This window comes from Enterobacter asburiae, from assembly GCA_011754535.1.
Classification (GTDB): domain Bacteria; phylum Pseudomonadota; class Gammaproteobacteria; order Enterobacterales; family Enterobacteriaceae; genus Enterobacter; species Enterobacter cloacae_N.
The window spans coordinates 2,290,576-2,308,846 of sequence record JAAQVN010000001.1; the positions used below are offsets into that span (position 1 = coordinate 2,290,576).

General features: G+C 57.0%; 15 protein-coding genes. 4 read left to right on the forward strand and 11 right to left on the reverse strand.

All coding sequences use genetic code 11. The features are described 5' to 3' along the window. Window positions 1-23: 23 nt before the first annotated feature. Both HBM95_10870 and HBM95_10875 read right to left on the reverse strand, forming a co-directional pair. Window positions 24-998, reverse strand: a complete 975-nt coding sequence (locus HBM95_10870; protein NIH43433.1) for a DUF1852 domain-containing protein — start codon at window positions 996-998, stop codon at window positions 24-26. A 123-nt stretch (window positions 999-1,121) separates the two neighbouring features. Then, a complete protein-coding gene (locus HBM95_10875; protein NIH43434.1) occupies window positions 1,122-1,598 on the reverse strand; it encodes a GNAT family N-acetyltransferase in 477 nt (158 codons plus the stop codon). A 141-nt stretch (window positions 1,599-1,739) separates the two neighbouring features. On the opposite strand from HBM95_10875, the gene HBM95_10880 reads away from it, so the two are divergent. Beyond that, a complete protein-coding gene (locus HBM95_10880) occupies window positions 1,740-2,279 on the forward strand; it encodes a DUF2058 domain-containing protein (GenBank protein ID NIH43435.1) in 540 nt (179 codons plus the stop codon). Window positions 2,280-2,286: 7 nt separating this feature from the next. Here HBM95_10880 and HBM95_10885 read toward each other — a convergent pair whose 3' ends face one another. After that, on the reverse strand, window positions 2,287-2,973 hold the full coding sequence (locus HBM95_10885; GenBank protein ID NIH43436.1) for an RluA family pseudouridine synthase: 687 nt from the start codon (window positions 2,971-2,973) through the stop codon (window positions 2,287-2,289). 89 nt (window positions 2,974-3,062) lie between these two features. After that, on the reverse strand, window positions 3,063-3,668 hold the full coding sequence (gene azoR / locus HBM95_10890; GenBank protein ID NIH43437.1) for an FMN-dependent NADH-azoreductase: 606 nt from the start codon (window positions 3,666-3,668) through the stop codon (window positions 3,063-3,065). Between the two features lie 205 nt (window positions 3,669-3,873). On the opposite strand from azoR, the gene hrpA reads away from it, so the two are divergent. Continuing rightward, window positions 3,874-7,776 carry an ATP-dependent RNA helicase HrpA gene (hrpA, locus tag HBM95_10895; GenBank protein ID NIH43438.1) on the forward strand — a complete coding sequence of 1,301 codons (3,903 nt, stop codon included), beginning with the start codon at window positions 3,874-3,876 and terminating at the stop codon, window positions 7,774-7,776. A gap of 64 nt (window positions 7,777-7,840) precedes the next feature. Here hrpA and HBM95_10900 read toward each other — a convergent pair whose 3' ends face one another. From HBM95_10900 to HBM95_10920, 5 genes are all read right to left on the reverse strand, one after another. Next, window positions 7,841-8,500, reverse strand: a complete 660-nt coding sequence (locus tag HBM95_10900; GenBank protein NIH43439.1) for an O-methyltransferase — start codon at window positions 8,498-8,500, stop codon at window positions 7,841-7,843. A gap of 75 nt (window positions 8,501-8,575) precedes the next feature. Then, window positions 8,576-9,955, reverse strand: coding sequence for an efflux transporter outer membrane subunit (locus tag HBM95_10905; protein ID NIH43440.1), 1,380 nt, complete (start codon window positions 9,953-9,955; stop codon window positions 8,576-8,578). Next, window positions 9,952-11,034: an HlyD family secretion protein gene (locus HBM95_10910; GenBank protein NIH43441.1), complete on the reverse strand. Its 1,083-nt coding sequence runs from the start codon at window positions 11,032-11,034 to the stop codon at window positions 9,952-9,954. Before HBM95_10910 ends, HBM95_10905 begins: the two co-directional genes overlap by 4 nt. A 22-nt stretch (window positions 11,035-11,056) precedes the next feature. Further along, window positions 11,057-12,709 carry an MFS transporter gene (locus HBM95_10915; protein ID NIH43442.1) on the reverse strand — a complete coding sequence of 551 codons (1,653 nt, stop codon included), beginning with the start codon at window positions 12,707-12,709 and terminating at the stop codon, window positions 11,057-11,059. 157 nt (window positions 12,710-12,866) lie between these two features. Next, window positions 12,867-14,186: an MHS family MFS transporter gene (locus tag HBM95_10920; GenBank protein ID NIH43443.1), complete on the reverse strand. Its 1,320-nt coding sequence runs from the start codon at window positions 14,184-14,186 to the stop codon at window positions 12,867-12,869. Window positions 14,187-14,513: 327 nt separating this feature from the next. Here HBM95_10920 and HBM95_10925 point away from each other — a divergent pair, with 327 nt between their 5' ends. Continuing rightward, on the forward strand, window positions 14,514-15,308 hold the full coding sequence (locus HBM95_10925) for a YdcF family protein (protein NIH43444.1): 795 nt from the start codon (window positions 14,514-14,516) through the stop codon (window positions 15,306-15,308). 62 nt (window positions 15,309-15,370) lie between these two features. Here the strand turns inward: HBM95_10925 and gap are convergent, their stop codons facing one another. Then, complete coding sequence (gene gap, locus HBM95_10930) at window positions 15,371-16,372, reverse strand: type I glyceraldehyde-3-phosphate dehydrogenase (GenBank protein NIH43445.1); 1,002 nt, start codon at window positions 16,370-16,372, stop codon at window positions 15,371-15,373. Window positions 16,373-16,561: 189 nt separating this feature from the next. Between gap and cybB the strand changes: the two genes are divergently transcribed. Continuing rightward, window positions 16,562-17,092: a cytochrome b561 gene (gene cybB, locus HBM95_10935; protein ID NIH43446.1), complete on the forward strand. Its 531-nt coding sequence runs from the start codon at window positions 16,562-16,564 to the stop codon at window positions 17,090-17,092. Window positions 17,093-17,202: 110 nt separating this feature from the next. Here the strand turns inward: cybB and HBM95_10940 are convergent, their stop codons facing one another. After that, window positions 17,203-18,270, reverse strand: a complete 1,068-nt coding sequence (locus HBM95_10940) for an oxidoreductase (protein ID NIH43447.1) — start codon at window positions 18,268-18,270, stop codon at window positions 17,203-17,205. Between the last annotated feature and the right edge of the window lies 1 nt (window position 18,271).

An 18,271-nucleotide genomic window follows, 5' to 3' on the forward strand; every position in this document is an offset into this window, starting at 1 on the left:
AATAAAAGACCTTTTTTGATAAATTAAAGCGCGTAGTTATCAGACCACTGCTCAAGAATGTGTTTATAAGGCTTAATGAAATATTCTTCGGTAAATCGACCCTGTTCAATCGCCAGGCGGCTACGCTCTTCGCGGTCATAAACAATTTTGGTTAATGAATGGTCCTGTTGGTTCAGATCCGGGCGATAAAACAGTCCCGCCGCCGAGTTCGCGTTATAAATTTCCGGGCGATAGATTTTCTGGAACGTCTCCATCGTGCTGATGGTGGCAATCAGTTCCAGATCGGTATAATCACTCAGTAAATCCCCGGTAAAGAAGAACGCGAAAGGCGCCACGCTATTCTCCGGCATGAAGTAGCGCACCTTCAGGCCCATTTTGGCGAAGTACAGTTCCGTTAGCGACTCGCCATCGGGCTGATACTCAATGCCCAGCACAGGATGCTGGTTGCCGGTGCGGCGGTAGGTGTCTTTGCTGGAAACGCTCAGGCAGATTACCGGGCCCTTTTTGAAGTTCTCTTTATATTCCGGGGAATTTATAAAATGGCGGAAAATATTGCCGTGCAGTTCGCCAAATTTTTCCGGAATGCTAAAGTGCTGCTGGTTCTTATTGTGTTCCAGCAGCCGCACGCTGAAATCATAATCCCGCACGTAAGAAGAGAAATTATTCCCGACAATGCCAGGGATGCGCTGGTTATTTTTCTTGTCGACAATATACGTTTGTAATACCTCAATGGCCGGGAAGGGCTTTTCCGCGCCAATGTTCAGGTCAACAGAGATAATTTCAAGCTCAACCGCGAAGCGATCGGCATTTGGGTTATCCCAGTGCGCCAGGGCGTTAAAGCGGTTGTTGATCATCACCAGCGTATTGCGCAGGTTTTCCTGACGTTTTTCCCCGCGCGCCAGGTTGGCAAAGTTGGTGGTCGTACGCGTATTTTCAGACGGGTTGTAATTCTCATCGAAGCAACTGCGCTTAAGGGTATATGTGAAAGCTTTGCTCATTGTGGTTATGCATCCTAAGTTCATGTTGCTAAGAAGTTACCGATGCATAATTTATGCCTGAGCCCGCGGCGCAGGGGAAGTGACTTAATTTCAATGCAACATGAGCGAAGTTCATGATGTTGATCACAAATTCCCACGACTCTCGTGCAGCGCCAGTGTTTTTGCGAAACAGACGGCTTCTTGCCTGCCGATGTAGGGGCCATAGTTATCAATTACACGGTAGCCATTTCGCTCATAAAATTTCACCGCACGTGCATTAACGTGTCGGGTTTCTAGCCAGATTTGGCTATAGCCTAGACGTAGTGCCGACGCTTCAAGAAAAGCCAGTAAAGCCTTACCAATCCCCGGCTCGCTCCTGTCGGAATACATGCGTTTCAGCTCCGCAACCTGTCCGGAGAGGGGGCGCAAAGCCGCACATCCAACGGCTTTATCTTTTTCATTCCTGGCGACAACCCACAGGGCGCGTTCGGCCATCATCGAGTCGACGTTAAAATGACGCCTGCCGCCATCCCCGGTGATATTCGCCAGTTCTGATGACAATTTTTCAATCAGACGCAGGGATTCAGAAGTGTGCAGGTCGGCTTTTTTAATCGTTATCATTGGAGGATTCCATTGAGCTTTATTTTTCAGACGTCAAATTATCAGACGGTTAAGTTGAGTCGTCCTATGTTTTACTTATGTTTCGGCACGCGCTTAATGACGCTATAATCCCCAAAATTTCCAACCGGTTTAGAAACGATCATGACAAAACTCACCTTACAAGAGCAGATGCTGAAAGCGGGCCTGGTCAGCAGCAAAAAAGCGGCGAAAGTGCAGCGCACGGCAAAGAAATCACGCGTTCAGGCGCGTGAGGCTCGGGAAGCGGTAGAAGAGAACAAGAAGGCGCAGATCGAGCGTGACAAGCTGCTGAGCGAGCAGCAGAAGCAGGCCGTGCTCGCGAAAGAGTTTAAAGCGCAGGTGAAGCAGCTGATCGAGATGAACCGCATCACCGTCGCGAAAGGCAACATCACCTTTAACTTCACCGACGGTACTCTCATCAAAAAAATCGAGGTCGACAAGCAGACGCAAACCCAGCTGATCAACGGTCGTCTGGCGATTGCCCGTCTGGTGACTAACGCCAGCGGCGAGTGCGATTACGCGATTATTCCGGCGGTAGTGGCCGATAAAATCGCCCAGCGCGATGCCGACAGCATCGTGCTTAACAGCGCGCTGAGCCAGGAAGAACAGGACGAAGACGATCCGTACGCGGACTTCAAAATCCCTGACGATTTGATGTGGTAAACCGCATTCAGAACGGGGCGGCGTGACGGGCGTTAACCGGCTCTCCGCTCACGGGATGAATAAAATTCAGAACGCTTGCATGCAGCATCAGCCGGGGCGTTCCCTCAGCCCCCGGCGCGTCAAGACCGCCATACAGATCGCAGCCCAGAATCGGGTGCCCCAGCCGCTGGCAGTGGATGCGCAGCTGGTGGGTTCGCCCGGTTTCCGGCGTGAGTTCAACCCGCGTTAACGGCAGTCCCGTACCCTGATAAAACCGTTCCACCACCCGATAGCGGGAGCGGGCGGGTTTACCGTTGATGGCGCAGATCGACATCAGCGGAAACAGCGCCGGGTCTTTGGCAATCGGTGCGTCTATGACTCCCTCATCGTTTTCCAGATGTCCGCAAAGCAGAGCGCTGTAGACTTTCTCCACGCTGCGCTGGCTGAACTGCTGGCACAGCGCCGCGTTGATGGCCTTATTGCGCGCAACCACCATCAGCCCGGACGTGCCGAAATCCAGACGGTGTACCAGCGTGCAGCCGGGGAACGTCTGGACCAGACGATAATGGACAGAATCGAGGTTTTGCGGATTTTTGCCCGAGAGGCTGAGCAGGCCGGAAGGCTTATCGATCAGCAGCAGATGTTCATCCTGCCAGAGGATATTGATGTCGTCGTGACACGGTGGGGCAATAAAAGAATCGATAATCGCAGACATCAGGCCGCCCGGCTGGAGAGTGGGAGCGGATGATAACGAAATGCGGGGAAAAGAAAAACCCTCCCACCGGGCGGTGAGAGGGCAAAATCTTACGCTGCTACCAGGCTGTCGATGGCGGCTTTCGCATCGGTCTGCGCTTTGGTCGCCACTTCCGGACCGTAAGCGATACCTTCAGCGAACACGAAGTTCACGTCGGTGATGCCGATGAAGCCCAGGAACAGGCTCAGGTACGGCGCAACCAGGTCGGTTGGGGTATCTTTATGGATGCCGCCACGGCTGGTCAGGACGATCGCACGTTTACCTTTCACCAGACCTTCAGGGCCGTTCTCGGTGTAGCGGAAGGTTACGCCAGCGCGCGCCACCAGGTCGAAGTAGTTCTTCAGCTGGGTAGGGATGTTGAAGTTGTACATTGGGGCGTTGATAACGATAACGTCGTGCGCCTGCAGCTCAGCAATCAGCTCGTCGGACAGGGCCAGCGCTTCCTGCTGACGTGGAGACAGCGGTGCATCGCTTGGGCGCAGCGCGCCAACCAGCTCGCCGTCCAGCACAGGAATTGGGTTTGCAGCCAGGTCACGCACGGTGATTTGATCTGCGGAATGCTGTTCACGCCACTGTTCAACGAAGTAATCAGACAGCTGACCAGACTGAGAGTACCCTGCCAGAATGCTGGATTTCAAAACTAATACTTTGCTCATGGGTGATTCCTGTTTTTGCATTTGATTGAAGGGGGTTGCCCCGTTGCTTGTTGACACTCTATTCACAATCCTGTCGCAGGGATAGCGCAATATATCGAAGCCTATGTTCGAATTTTTTGAATAAGGCGCTGAAAGCGTCGATGTGGTACTCTATAGCAATCATTAAAAAGAGATTTTACCCGGCAGAGCACTGCCCATTAATGCTATGACAGAACAACAAAAAATCACCTTCCCGATGCTCCTGCAACAGCTTGATTCCCTGATGCTGCGCGATAAACAGCGGTTTTCACGCCGGCTGCACGGCGTGAAGAAGGTTAAAAATCCTGATGCACAACAGGCCATTTACCAGGAGATGGCTAAAGAGATTGAACAGGCGGCAGGGAAGGTTGTGCTGCGCGAAGCCGCACGTCCGGCGATTACCTACCCGGAAAACCTCCCCGTCAGCCAGAAAAAACAGGACATCCTTGAGGCCGTACGCGACCACCAGGTGGTGATTGTCGCGGGTGAAACCGGTTCGGGAAAAACCACCCAGCTGCCGAAAATCTGTATGGAGCTGGGACGCGGTCTAAAAGGGCTGATTGGACATACGCAGCCGCGTCGACTGGCGGCGCGCACCGTGGCGAACCGTATTGCCGAAGAGCTGCAGACGGAGCCGGGCGGCTGCATCGGTTACAAGGTGCGATTCAGCGACCACGTTAGTGATAACACCATGGTCAAGCTGATGACCGACGGTATTCTGCTGGCGGAAATTCAGCAGGATCGCCTGCTGATGCAGTACGACACCATCATCATTGACGAAGCGCACGAGCGCAGCCTGAACATCGACTTCCTGCTCGGCTACCTGAAAGAGCTGCTGCCGCGTCGCCCGGATCTGAAAATCATCATCACCTCCGCAACCATCGACCCGGAACGCTTCTCGAAGCATTTCAACAATGCGCCGATTATCGAGGTGTCAGGACGCACATATCCGGTTGAAGTGCGCTATCGCCCGATTGTGGAAGAGGCGGATGATACCGAGCGCGACCAGCTGCAGGCCATCTTCGACGCCGTTGACGAGCTGGGCAACGAAAGCGCGGGCGACATTCTGATCTTCATGAGCGGCGAGCGCGAGATCCGCGATACCGCCGATGCGCTCAGCAAGCGCGACCTGCGCCACACGGAGATCCTGCCGCTTTACGCGCGTCTGTCAAACAGCGAGCAGAACCGCGTCTTCCAGCCGCACAGCGGACGCCGTATCGTTCTGGCGACCAACGTGGCGGAAACCTCGCTCACCGTGCCGGGGATTAAATACGTGATCGACCCGGGCACGGCGCGCATCAGCCGCTACAGCTACCGCACGAAGGTTCAGCGGCTGCCGATTGAGCCGGTCTCTCAGGCTTCTGCTAACCAGCGTAAAGGCCGCTGCGGCCGCGTGTCGGAAGGGATCTGTATTCGTCTCTATTCCGAAGATGATTTCCTGTCACGCCCTGAATTTACCGACCCGGAAATTCTGCGCACCAACCTGGCGTCCGTTATCCTGCAGATGACCGCGCTGGGGCTGGGCGACATCGCGGCGTTCCCGTTCGTCGAAGCGCCGGACAAGCGCAACATTCAGGACGGCGTACGTCTGCTGGAAGAGCTTGGCGCCATTACCACCGACGAACAGGCGAGCATCTATAAGCTGACGCCGCTGGGCCGCCAGCTCAGCCAACTGCCGGTGGATCCGCGTCTGGCCCGTATGGTGCTGGAAGCGCAAAAGCACGGCTGCGTGCGCGAGGCGATGATCATTACCTCGGCGCTCTCCATCCAGGACCCGCGCGAGCGTCCGATGGACAAACAGCAGGCGTCTGACGAAAAGCATCGTCGCTTCCACGACAAAGAGTCCGACTTCCTCGCCTTCGTGAACCTGTGGAACTATCTCGGCGAGCAGCAGAAAGCGCTCTCCTCGAACCAGTTCCGCCGCCAGTGCCGCGTGGATTTCCTCAACTATCTGCGCGTGCGCGAGTGGCAGGATATCTACACCCAGTTGCGCCAGGTGGTGAAAGAGCTGGGCATTACGGTTAATAGTGAGCCGGCGGAGTACCGCGAAATTCACATCGCGCTGCTGACCGGCCTGTTGTCGCATATCGGGATGAAAGATGCGGACAAGCAGGAGTACACCGGCGCGCGCAACGCTCGCTTCTCCATCTTCCCTGGCTCCGGCTTGTTCAAGACACCGCCGAAGTGGACCATGGTTGCCGAGCTGGTAGAAACCAGCCGCCTGTGGGGGCGCATTGCCGCGCGTATCGATCCGGAATGGGTCGAACCGGTGGCGCAGCACCTGCTGAAACGCTCGTACAGTGAACCGCACTGGGAGCGCGCGCAGGGCGCGGTAATGGCGACCGAGAAAGTGACCGTTTACGGCCTGCCGGTGGTCGCCGCGCGTAAGGTTAACTACAGCCAAATCGATCCGGCACTCAGCCGCGAGCTGTTTATCCGCCACGCGCTGGTGGAGGGGGACTGGCAGACGCGTCACGCCTTCTTCCGTGAAAACCTGAAGCTGCGTGCCGAGGTAGAGGAGCTTGAGCACAAGTCCCGCCGTCGCGATATTCTGGTGGACGATGAGGCGCTGTTTGAGTTTTACGACCAGCGCATCAGCCACGATGTTATCTCCGCCCGCCACTTCGACAGCTGGTGGAAAAAGGCCAGCAAAGAGACGCCGGACCTGCTCAACTTCGAAAAGAGCATGCTGATTAAAGAGGGGGCGGAGTCGGTCAGCAAGCTCGACTACCCGAACTTCTGGCATCAGGGAAACCTCAAGCTGCGGCTGACCTATCAGTTTGAACCGGGTGCCGACGCGGATGGCGTGACCGTTCATATTCCGCTGCCGCTGTTAAACCAGGTCGATGAGGGCGGCTTTGAGTGGCAAATCCCCGGCCTGCGCCGGGAGCTGGTGATTGCGCTGATCAAATCCCTGCCGAAACCGGTGCGCCGTAACTTTGTACCTGCGCCAAACTATGCGGAAGCGTTTTTGGGCCGCGTCACGCCGCTGGAGCTGCCGCTGCTGGACGCGCTGGAGCGCGAGTTCCGCCGCATGACCGGTACCACCATCGACCGCGAAGACTGGAACTGGGATCAGGTGCCCGATCACCTGAAAATCAGCTTCCGCGTAGTGGACGATAAAAACAAAAAGCTGCTGGAAGGGCGTTCGCTGAGCGAGCTGAAAGAGGCGCTGAAGGGGAAAGTTCAGGAGACGCTTTCTGCGGTGGCGGACGACGGTATCGAGCAAAGCGGGCTGCACATCTGGAGCTTTGGCCAGCTTCCGGAAAGCTACGAGCAGAAGCGCGGGAACTATAAGGTCAAGGCCTGGCCTGCGCTGGTGGACGAGCGCGACAGCGTGGCGATCAAACTCTTTGATAATCCGCAGGAACAGCAGCAGATGATGTGGCGCGGGCTGCGCCGCCTGCTGCTGCTGAACATCCCGTCGCCGATCAAGTATCTGCACGAGAAGCTGCCGAACAAAGCCAAGCTGGGGCTGTACTTTAACCCGTACGGCAAGGTGCTGGATCTGATTGACGACTGCATCTCCTGCGGCGTGGACAAGCTGATCCACGAGGCAGGCGGTCCGGTCTGGACGGAAGAGGGCTTTGCACAGCTTCATGAGAAGGTGCGCGCCGAGCTGAACGACACCGTAGTGGAGATTGCCAAACAGGTCGAGCAGATCCTCACTACTGTGTTCAATATCAACAAGCGCCTGAAGGGGCGCGTGGATATGACCATGGCGCTGGGGCTCTCGGACGTGAAGGCGCAGATGGCGGGGCTGGTGTACCGCGGCTTTGTCACCGGGAATGGCTTCGCACGCCTGGGCGACACCCTGCGTTATCTCCAGGCGATTGAAAAACGTCTGGAGAAAATGGCCATCGATCCGCACCGCGATCGCGCGCAGATGCTGAAGGTCGAAAGCGTGCAGCAGGCGTGGCAGCAGTGGCTAAACAAGCTGCCGCCGGCGCGCCGCGACGATGAAGACGTGCAGGCGATCCGCTGGATGATCGAGGAGCTGCGCGTCAGCTTCTTTGCCCAGCAGCTCGGTACGCCGTATCCGATTTCGGATAAGCGTATTCTGCAGGCGATGGAGCAGATTTCCGCTTAAGCCCCGGTTTTCTCCCTCTCCCTGTGGGAGAGGGGCGGGGTGAGGGCATCAGGCCGCACAATTTTCACCCGTTCACAATTGCCAGCGTAAACCCATCCCAACCCTTAACCCCCACCGTTTGCAGCGCGGTGGCGGTTAAGCGCGGGTTATCCCCAATCATCTCGATAAAACGCCGCACGCCCTGCACGCGCGCGTCGTCGCTTTCCCCGTTAATGACTTCGCCGTCGCGCACCACGTTATCGCCAATGATTATCGTGCCGGGACGGGAATAGTGCAGCGCCCACTCCAGATAGCCGGGATTGTTGGGCTTATCGGCATCGATAAAAATTAAATCGAACGGGGAAACGTCACCGAAATTCTCCAGCGAGTTCAGCGCCGGGCCTTCAATCAGTTCAATGCGATCGTTTAGCCCCGCGAGGTGAATATTCTGGCGGGCAACATTGGCATGCGTCGGGTCAGCCTCAAGCGTAATCAGCTTTCCATCCGGCGGCAGGGCGCGCGCCATCCAGATTGAGCTATAGGCACCCAGCGTACCGATCTCAAGTATCCGCCGCGCCTGCGTCATGCGTACGAACAGCGCCAACAACTGCCCCTGATTGGCCGCTACGTCGTGTTCGGGTAGCCCGGCGCGTTTGTTGTTTTCCAGTACCTGATGAAGTACGTCATCGTCAGGGATAAGCGAAGAAATCATGTAATTATCTACTGCAGACCATTGTTGTTGCATAGAGTGACTCCTTGGATTTTTCTCCCTCTCCCTGTGGGAGAGGGTCGGGGTGAGGGCATCAGCGCGCAAGGCGGTTCATGCGTTCTTCCAGCCGCCGCCCAGCGCCCTGTACAAATCGATCTGCGCCAGCAGCAGGTTATTTTTCACCTGCACCACGCTGGTCTGGACCGAGTACAGCGTGCGCTGCGCGTCCAGCACGTCCAGATAAGAGGAGTAGCCGTTGCGATAGCGATTCTGGGCTATGCGCAGCGTCTCCTGGGCCACGTCCTGCTGGGCAAGCAGCTCCGTCAGCTGTTCCTGATAGCGCGTAATGGCATCAAGGCTGTTGTTCACCTCGGCAAACGCGTTACGCACGGTTTTTTCATAGGCGTACAGCGCCTGGTTACGCTGGGACTGGGAAATATCCACCTGCGCGTTCAGCGCCTGGCGGTTAAGGAGCGGGGCGAGAATACTGCCGCCTGCGCTCCAGAGCTGAAGCGGGTTGTCCAGCAGGCCGGAAAGCGTACGATCCTGAATCGATCCGGTTGCGGTCAGGTTGATCGACGGCAGCAGGCTGGCGCGTGACGCGGCAAGCGAGGCGTCAGCCGCAACCAGCTGTCGCTCGGCCTGAACGATATCCGGCCTGCGATTCAGCAGCGTAGAAGGCAGCTGCGACGGCAGCGTGAGCGGCGTCAGCGCCGCAAAGCTTTCGCTGCGAGCCACCGCGCCGGGATTGCTTCCCAGCAGCAGGCTCAGGGCATTCTCCTGTTGCGCTATCTGATGCCGCAGCACGGGCACCTGCGCCCGCGTTGAGCGAAGCTCGGAATCCGACTGCATCAGCTCCAGGCGAGAGCTGTAGCCCGTCTCAAGCTGGCGTTTGGCGAGCTTAAACGCCTCCTCGCGCGATTTCAGCGTGGATTCGGTCACGCGCAGCTGTTCGTCAAGCGAGAGCAGGGTGACGTACCCGGACGCAACGGAAGACGCGACGGTCAAATCCGCGGCGGCGGCGGCCGCTTTTTGCGCCTCCAGCGAGGCTTCGGCGGCATTGGACGTGCTGCGGTTGACGCCCCAAATATCAACGTTATAGCTCGCCGTCAGGCTGCCTCTGTACAGTGTGCCGTAGACCGGCAGCCCGGTCGCGGCGGATTGCGACCGGGCGTGCGTCCCCGTTACGCCCGCGTCAAGGGACGGAAACAGGCTGCCGTCGGCAGCAAAGACCCGCGCCTGATACTCGTTAATTCGTTCGCGGGCGATCAGCACGTCGCTGTTGTTCTTAAGCGCCTGATCCACGTAGCGGTTGAGGTTGTTGTCATGAAAATTACGCCACCAGAGCTGCTCCGTCGGGCTGGCAGGACCGGCGTCAGCACGCCACTGGGCAGGAATTTGCAGCGTCGGCTGCGCCGGTTTGACATCGACGGACTGGCATCCGGCCAGCATGACCGCCAGCACCAGACCGGCTATCGGGCGAAGAGTCATTGCTTCGCCTCCCGCGTATCAATCGTCACCTGTACCGACATACCCGGACGCAGCAGTTTGTACGCGTCTTCTTCACCCAGCACCTCAATACGCACCGGAATACGCTGGGCGATTTTGACAAAGTTGCCGGTAGCGTTGTCCGGCGTGATGGCGCTGAATTCAACCCCGGTCGCCGGGGAGATGCTCTCCACGCGGCCCTGATACGCCTTGTTGTTTAAGGCATCGACGGTGAATTTCACTGGCTGGCCGACGCGCAGCTCCGCCAGCTGGGTCTCTTTGATGTTGGCGATCACCCAGTGCTGAGGCGGCACAAGGGTAGTGAGGTGCGTTCCGGCGGTTACATACGCCCCGAGACGCACGGCAATCTGACCGAGCTGGCCGTCGCGCGGGGCGATAATGCGGGTGTTTTGCAGGTCAATCTGCGCCAGCTCCAGCGCCGCTTTGGCGTTTTCAACATCCGCCTCCAGCGCGCCGCGGTTCACAATCACCGTCTGCAGATCCTGACGCGACATCTCAAGCGTGGCTTTCGCCTGGTCGATGTCGGCGCTGCCCTGGGCGGCGCTGGCCAGCGCGGCATCACGTTCGCGAATGGAAAGCGATCCGTCTGCCGTCAGATCCTTCACGCGCTTTAGATCCGCCTGGGTTTTCAGGCTCTGGGCGCGGGCATTTTTCAGCGCGGCGTCATTTTTGGCGATGGTCGCTTCGGCGCTTTTACGCTGCTGCAGGTTGTTATTCAGGGCGGCAATTTTCATCGCCAGCTGTGCCTCGGCCTGATGGACGCGCTGACGATAGATCCGGTCGTCGATCTGCAACAGCAGGTCACCTTTTTTGACCTGCACAAAGTCCTGAACCTTCACCTCGGTGATATAGCCGTTAACCTGGGGGCTGATGAACGTCGTCTGGCCGCGCACGTAGGCGTTGTCGGTAAACTGCGCGTGGCGGGTAAACGGCGGCAGCTGCCATGCATAAAGGATCACCAGTACGCCGACAATACCGATGGCGGCAGCGGTAAAAACGGACACAATGCGCACATTTTTGCGGGTGTTGGCCTGCTCTTTGGCGGCATCCTGCTGACTCATAAATTCTCCAGAAATAATTCAATTATTTGTTGCCGGTGGCATTCTTCAGCGCCATACGGGCAGTGATGCGCAGGCGCAGCAAGCGCCATAAAATCCAGACCAGCGTGGCGGCGGCAATGCTCGCCGTCAGAAGATAAGTATCGTTGTAAGCCAGAATGTTTGCCTCAAGGGTGGTCACCGCCTGTAGCTGAGTAATGGCCTGCGTTCCCAGCAGCGAGCTGTCGCCAATCAGGCTTTTATACATCTGGGTATATAGCTGTATCCGCTCGTTGACCAGCGGGTTGAGCGTGGTGAGCTGATCCGCCAGCAGGCTGGAGTGGTACTTCTCGCGCCAGGTCTGGAAGGTGCCGAGAATCGCCGACCCCAGCAGGCCGCCGAGGTTCTGGCTCATACCGAACATGACCGAGAAGCTGACCAGGTTACGCGGGTCGGCGATCACCCCGCCAATGGCTGCCAGCATGGCGGGTGCCAGGAAGAAGGCGCTGCCGAAGCCAAGCAGGAACTGGCTTAGCATCAGCTGATCCGGGCGGGTCAGGTTGTTGGATTGGCTGTCCAGCAGCGAGGCAACAATCATCAGCGCCAGAGAGGTGATGATTGGCCACGCAAGTTTCGTCGGCTTGATGGTGAGACAGCTGGTGACGATCCCGCAGACGATCCCGGCGAAAATGGACCACGCCAGGTGGGTCATCTGCTCGTTCTGTAATCCCACGTACTGCAGCCAGCCGATGACGCCGGTGTTTTGCTCCGCCAGCACGATGCGGATCAGCAGCATAATGAGCCCCAGACGGACGATGCTGCCGCTCGACAGCCAGCGGGTGTTCAGGAGCGGGTTGCTGCGGTTATGTTCAAACACGATGGCGGAAACAATGAGCACCAGCGATAGCGCCAGCGACCAGCCGATCCACGGCGCCTCGAACCACCATTCAAGGCGGCCTAACGAGAGCACGGCGCAGAGCAGGGCCATACCAGGAGCCAGTAAAAAGAAGGTGATGAAGTCTTTCTTCTCAAAGACCTTGCGCCGATCCCCCGGCGGCAGCTTTAAGGCTATCACGCAGGCAAGGGAGATCAGCGCCAGCCCGAGCTCGAAGAAATAGAGCCCGCGCCACTCGTCCAGCTGCAGCAGTTCGGTGGAAAACAGACGCGCCAGCGGAATAGCGAGCGACGATCCGGTGATGCCGATGGTGAGCGCCTTCAGGCGGTGCTTCGCAGGCCAGGCTTGTATTTGATAATAAATCCCCAGCGAGCTGAGCGCCGCGGCCACCATCCCGTGCGCGGCGCGCACCATCAGCGCCGAGCTGAGATCGTTAACGAACAGGTGGAAAAAGGTGACCAGTACGTACAGCACCAGAAAACCTTCCGTAAAGGCGCGCAGGCCGTACTGCTGGCGGAATTTGACCAGCAGCAGGTTGATGGAGATGTTGGTCATCACATAGACCGCGGGTAGCCAGGCGATTTCGGTCGACCAGGCCCCGAAGGTTCCCTGCAGGTTTTGCAGGTTGGCGGTCACCACCGCATTTCCCAGCGCCCCCGTCAGACATACCAGCAGGCCAACGACGCCGTAGGCGATGCGTTTTGGCGTACTGTGCTCCGGGGTGGAAGGTGAACCCAGCAGGGCGGGTTTCTCATGTGGCTGCCACTCGCGAGGAGCATAAGGGTCGCGTTCGGGCAGGCGCATAACGTCATTACCTTAGAAATAATTGAATAATTAGCGGGCTGGCGATTCTACGTCTGCCGCAAATGATAATTCAAGTGAATATGATTTACGCATGTTAATCAAATGTAGAAGAAAAATTTAAGTAAAAAGAGCGGCCCGGGGGACGGGCCGGGAAAGGTCAGAGACGTTCGGGCTGCGCCTGGATGAGTGTTGCACGCTTAACGCGGCTGGCGCAGAAGATCGCGATTAAGGAGATGACCACCGTGACGGCAAGATACCAGGCCACCGGAACCCAGTCGCCGTCATATTTTGCCAGCAGACCGGTGGCAATCAGCGGGGCAGTACCGCCAGCCAGCGCGGCACCGAGCTGATAACCGAGGGTAATGCCGGTGTAGCGTACGTTTGCGCTAAAGATTTCAGAGCACAGCGTGCCGAGTACCGCCGTTACCGGTGCCCACAGCACGCCAAAGGCGATGACCGTTGCGAGCACGATGCCCCAGGTTGTACCGGTATTGAGCAACATAAACCACGGCACGATAAACAAACCGAGGATAAAGACGCTTGTGGCATACATACGCTGACGGCCAATTTTATCCGAGAGCAGCCCCATTAACGGAATCATTATCGTAGCCACCAGGGCTCCCAGCGTCACGGCCTCCAGCGCCTGCGATTTTTGATAGGTCAGCGTGCTGGTGGCGTAACTCACCACAAACGTAGAGAAAATATAGAACGGCGCGGTTTCCACGACTTTGAGACCGGCGGCAATCAGCACTTCACGCCAGTGGTGCTTCAGCGTATCGCGCAGGGGAGCCTTAGCCACCTGACCGGACGCTTTGACTTTCTTAAAATCAGGCGTTTCATCGATATCTTTGCGGATCCACAGGCCAAGCAACACCAGAACCGAACTCAGCAGGAACGGGATGCGCCAGCCCCAGGAGAGGAAATCTTCCTCACTGAAAAGCGTCATCAGCGAAACGATGAAGGTCGCCATCAGCATGCCGATGGTCACGCCCGCCTGTGGAATGCTGCTGAAGAAGCCTTTACGTTTTTCGGGCGCGTATTCGTAGGCCAGCAACAGCGCGCCGCCCCATTCACCGCCTATGCCCATCCCCTGAATAATACGCATCAGGATCAGCAGAGCGGGCGCCCACAGGCCAATCATGTCATACGTTGGGAGCAGGCCGATCATGACGGTTGCACCTCCCATCAAAGAGAGGGTAAGTACAAGGGTTTTTTTACGGCCAATGCGGTCGCCGATATGGGCGAAAAGTACCCCGCCAATCGGACGGATAAAAAAGGTTAATGAGAAAGAGAGATACGAGAGAATGAGTCCGATCACCGGATCGACCATCGGGAAAAAGATCTTATTAAAGACCAGCGCGGCCGCCGTACCGTAGAGAAAATAGTCAAACCATTCAATGGCGCTCCCGGTAAGGCTAGCGATTAACACCTTCTTATTTTTTCGTAATACCGTCGTCGTACTTTCATGTTCTGTCATGACCTGAAACCCCGCCACGTTGATGATGTATGAGGTGTCACCTGGCGCGCTTCAGGTGCAACCCGTGATGATGAAAAAGGTTGTCAAATTGTTAAGCAACTTAGGGTTGGATGTTGTATTTGGCAAGCGCAGGGGGGTGGAAACTGGTCAGATCACGGCGAAATAAGCAGCGTTGGGTGCTTTTCCATGACGTCTGTACAATACAATGTTTTGTAAGGCTGGAAATCAAAAGCATAATAGGCAGGTGCAACCTGATGATATTTGGATGTTTCTGGTTATTTCAGAAAAACGATAAATTCGGCGATTCAACAACATGAGGAGTTGACCATGGTTCAGCCCCATTTTCCCATTCTGGCGGATGCCACGCTGGCGGCCATCAATACTGTCGGCGCATGGCTGGCGCAGGACGACCTGAGCGAGACCCGTCAGCCCCCGGCGGTCGATGTGGTGATTCTGGCTGGCAACGCGGTGATCCCGACCATTGACGCGGCCTGCCGTGTTGCCTTTCAGAAAAACGTGCCGCTTCTGATCAGCGGCGGCATCGGCCATTCGACCACGTTTTTATATGAAGCGATCCGCAACCACCCGCGTTATCACACTCTATCGGTCGCGGGGCGGGCGGAAGCAAGCATTCTTGCCGACGTTGCGCGGGAGTTCTGGCAGATCCCCGATGAGCGCCTGTGGGTTGAAGATCGCTCCACTAACTGCGGTGAGAACGCGCGTTTTAGCTGGAACATGCTGAAGCAACGCCAGCGGACAAGCGGGCGGGTGCTGGTGGTGCAGGACCCGACGATGCAGCGCCGCACGATGGCAACCTTTGCCCGCGTGTGCCGCGATGAGCCCGCGCCACCGCAGTGGATAAGCCATCCCGGATTTACGCCGATGCTGCAAAACGGAAAAGAGGGCGTGGAATTTAGCGAGGACACCGCCGGGCTGTGGCCCGTTGACCGCTATCTTTCACTGGTTCTGGGTGAACTGCCGCGGCTGTATGATGACGTTAACGGCTATGGCCCGGCCGGGCGTGATTATATCGCTCACGTTGAGTTCCCAGAGGTCGTCACCGCCGCATGGAGACGGTTACAACAGGACCCGGTCCTGAAGGGCGCACGTAAAATAATCTGAGCACGGAACAATTCCCTCGCCCCTTTGGGGAGAGGGTTAGGATGAGAGGTAGGGTTGTAAAATTAAAGCGCCGCAAACTTATCCAGCGTGCGCACCAGCTGGGTCACAAAACCATATTCGTTGTCATACCAGGCCACGGCTTTCACCAGCTGCAGATCTCCCGCTTCTGACACTTCCGTCTGCGTGGCGTCGAAGACCGAACCATAGTGCGAGCCAACCACATCGGACGAGACAATCTCCTCATCCGTATACCCAAACGATTTATTCCCCTGGGTCGCCTTTTTCAGCGCGGCGTTGATCTCCTCGACCGTCACCTTTTTACCCAGAATCGCTACCAGCTCGGTAACGGAGCCGGTTTTCACCGGCACGCGCTGGGCGTGGCCTTTCAGTTTGCCGCTGAGCGCGGGGATCACCAGACCGATGGCTTTCGCCGCACCGGTGGTATGCGGAATAATATTTTCTGCCGCCGCCCGCGAGGCGCGGAGGTCTTTCCCGCGCGGCCCATCCACCAGCGCCTGGGTGCCGGTGTAGGCATGAATGGTGGTCATAGTGCCCACTTTAATTTCAAACGCGTCGTTCAGGGCTTTTGCCAGCGGAGCGAGGCAGTTGGTGGTGCAGGACGCGACGGAAATAATGGTATCGCTGGCGTCAATGGTGTCGTCATTCACGCTGTAGACGATGGTTTTCATCTCACCCGCAGGTGCCGAGATCAGCACTTTCTTCGCTCCGGCGTCCAGGTGCGCCCGCGATTTCTCTTCTGAGGTATAAAAGCCGGTGCACTCCACGACGATATCCACGCCCGCGGCTTTCCACGGAATGTGCTTTGCCTCTTTTTCGGCGTACACCGCGATGGTTTTACCGTCGACGATCAGCGCATCCTCGGTGAAGTCCACGCTCCACGGGAAGCCACCGTAGTTGGAATCATGCCTGAGCAGGTAGGCCAGGACTTTCGGGGAGGTTAGGTCGTTGATGGCGACGACGGTATTGCTGTCCTGGGTTTCAAGAAGGCGGCGCAGCACAAGGCGTCCAATGCGTCCAAATCCGTTAATGCCAATTTTACTCATGATGTTCTCCTGTGAACGTGTCGATACGACAGTTTGAACTCATCCAGGCTTAGACCATCACGGGCAGGGCGGCAATTGAAGATACTTCATACGACGGGAAGTATTTGAAAAACCATACAGAAAAGTTAATGAATTTTTAAGGAAAGGAGATTATGTTGGCGCGGTGACTGTTTTTTTTCAGGAAATCCCATGCGCACTAAATATACAAGCCTGCAAATCACGATTCACTGGCTGGTGTTTTTGTTAATCGTCGTCGCATACAGCGCGATGGAATTCAGAGGCTTTTTCCCGCGTACTGACCGTCCGCTTATAAACATGATCCACGTTTCCTGCGGGATCTCGGTTCTGGTGCTGATGGTGGCGCGATTGCTGATCCGCCTCAAGTTTCCCGCACCGCCCATTCAGCCGAAACCCAAAGCGATGATCACCGGTATGTCTCACCTTGGGCATCTGATTGTCTATCTGCTGTTTATTGCGCTGCCGCTGATTGGCATTGTGATGATGTATAACCGCGGAAACGACTGGTTCGCCTTCGGTCTGGCGATGCCGCACGCGGCGGAGGGGAATTTTGACCTGGTGGATGTGCTGAAGGAGTGGCATGAGACGCTGGCAAACCTGGGCTATTTCGTGATTGGTCTGCACGCGGCGGCGGCGCTGATGCATCACTATTTCTGGAAAGATAATACTCTTCTGCGCATGATGCCGAAAAAGCGTCAGTAGTGCTGATACATTGTCGCCGCCTTTCTTGCCCGGCGGCGCTTCGCTTGCACGGGCCTACAAACGGCTCTGAATCGTAGGCCGGGATCGCTACGCGTCACCCGGCTTGTTTTTTAACCCAGCAGCGCGCGCTCTTCATCAGTTAACGCCAGCGTCTGCGTTGACCCCGTCTCTGACGATATCACCGCCGCTTCCAGAACAGCCATGACCGCTAACGCCTCGACAGGATGGACAGGATTGGTGATTTTCCCGAGTAGTGCATCACGTACGTCGACGTAATACTGGCGCTGATCGCCTTTCGGGGTCGGGATCGTCTGCGGTTCGCCGTCAGCCCCAAAGAACACCAGACTGTCGTCGTCTTCGCCCCAGGCGTCGCTGCCGGGGATCACGCCAGCAAGCAGCTGCGCTTCCTGCTGGTCGATTCTGGCTTTCACCACGCTGCCTTTGTCGCCATGGACGGTAAAGCGCGCCGTACCGCCAGCCACCAGCATGCTGGCGTGCAGAACCACCTTATGTTCCGGGTAATTTAAGACCACGTGCGCCCAGTCGTTAATCTCTGCGCCGTCGCGCAGCGTTGCGATATTTCCCTGCACAGAATCTGGCAGGCCAAACAGCTGAAGCGTCTGGTCGATCAGGTGCGGCCCCAGGTCAAACCACAGCCCGCTGCCGGGCACGTTCTGCTCGCGCCAGCGCACGCGCACTTCCGGGCGGAAGCGGTCAATATGCGACTCCAGATGCTTAACCTTGCCGAGCGTACCCTGCTCGATAATTTGCTTAATGCCGAGGAAATCGCTGTCCCAGCGACGGTTGTGGAAAACGGAGAGCAGAAGCTGCTTTTCATCCGCCAGGGCAATCAGGTCCCGGGCTTCCTGCATAGCAAGAGTGAAAGGCTTATCCACGACCACGTGTTTACCCGAGTTCAGGGCCAGCGTCGCCAGCGGCGCGTGGGTGGCGTTAGGGGAGGCAATCACCACCAGGTCGATATCGGGATGCTGAATGGCCTCTTCCGGGGTTGCCACCACCTGTACGTCCGGCAGATCGCGTTTAACCTTCTCTTCATCACGGGAAGAGACCACCGCCAGCTTAAGCCCGTCCACGGACTGGATCAGCGGGGCATGGAACGTTTTCCCCACAAATCCATACCCGATCAGCGCAATGTTGATTGTTTGAACTTTACTCATG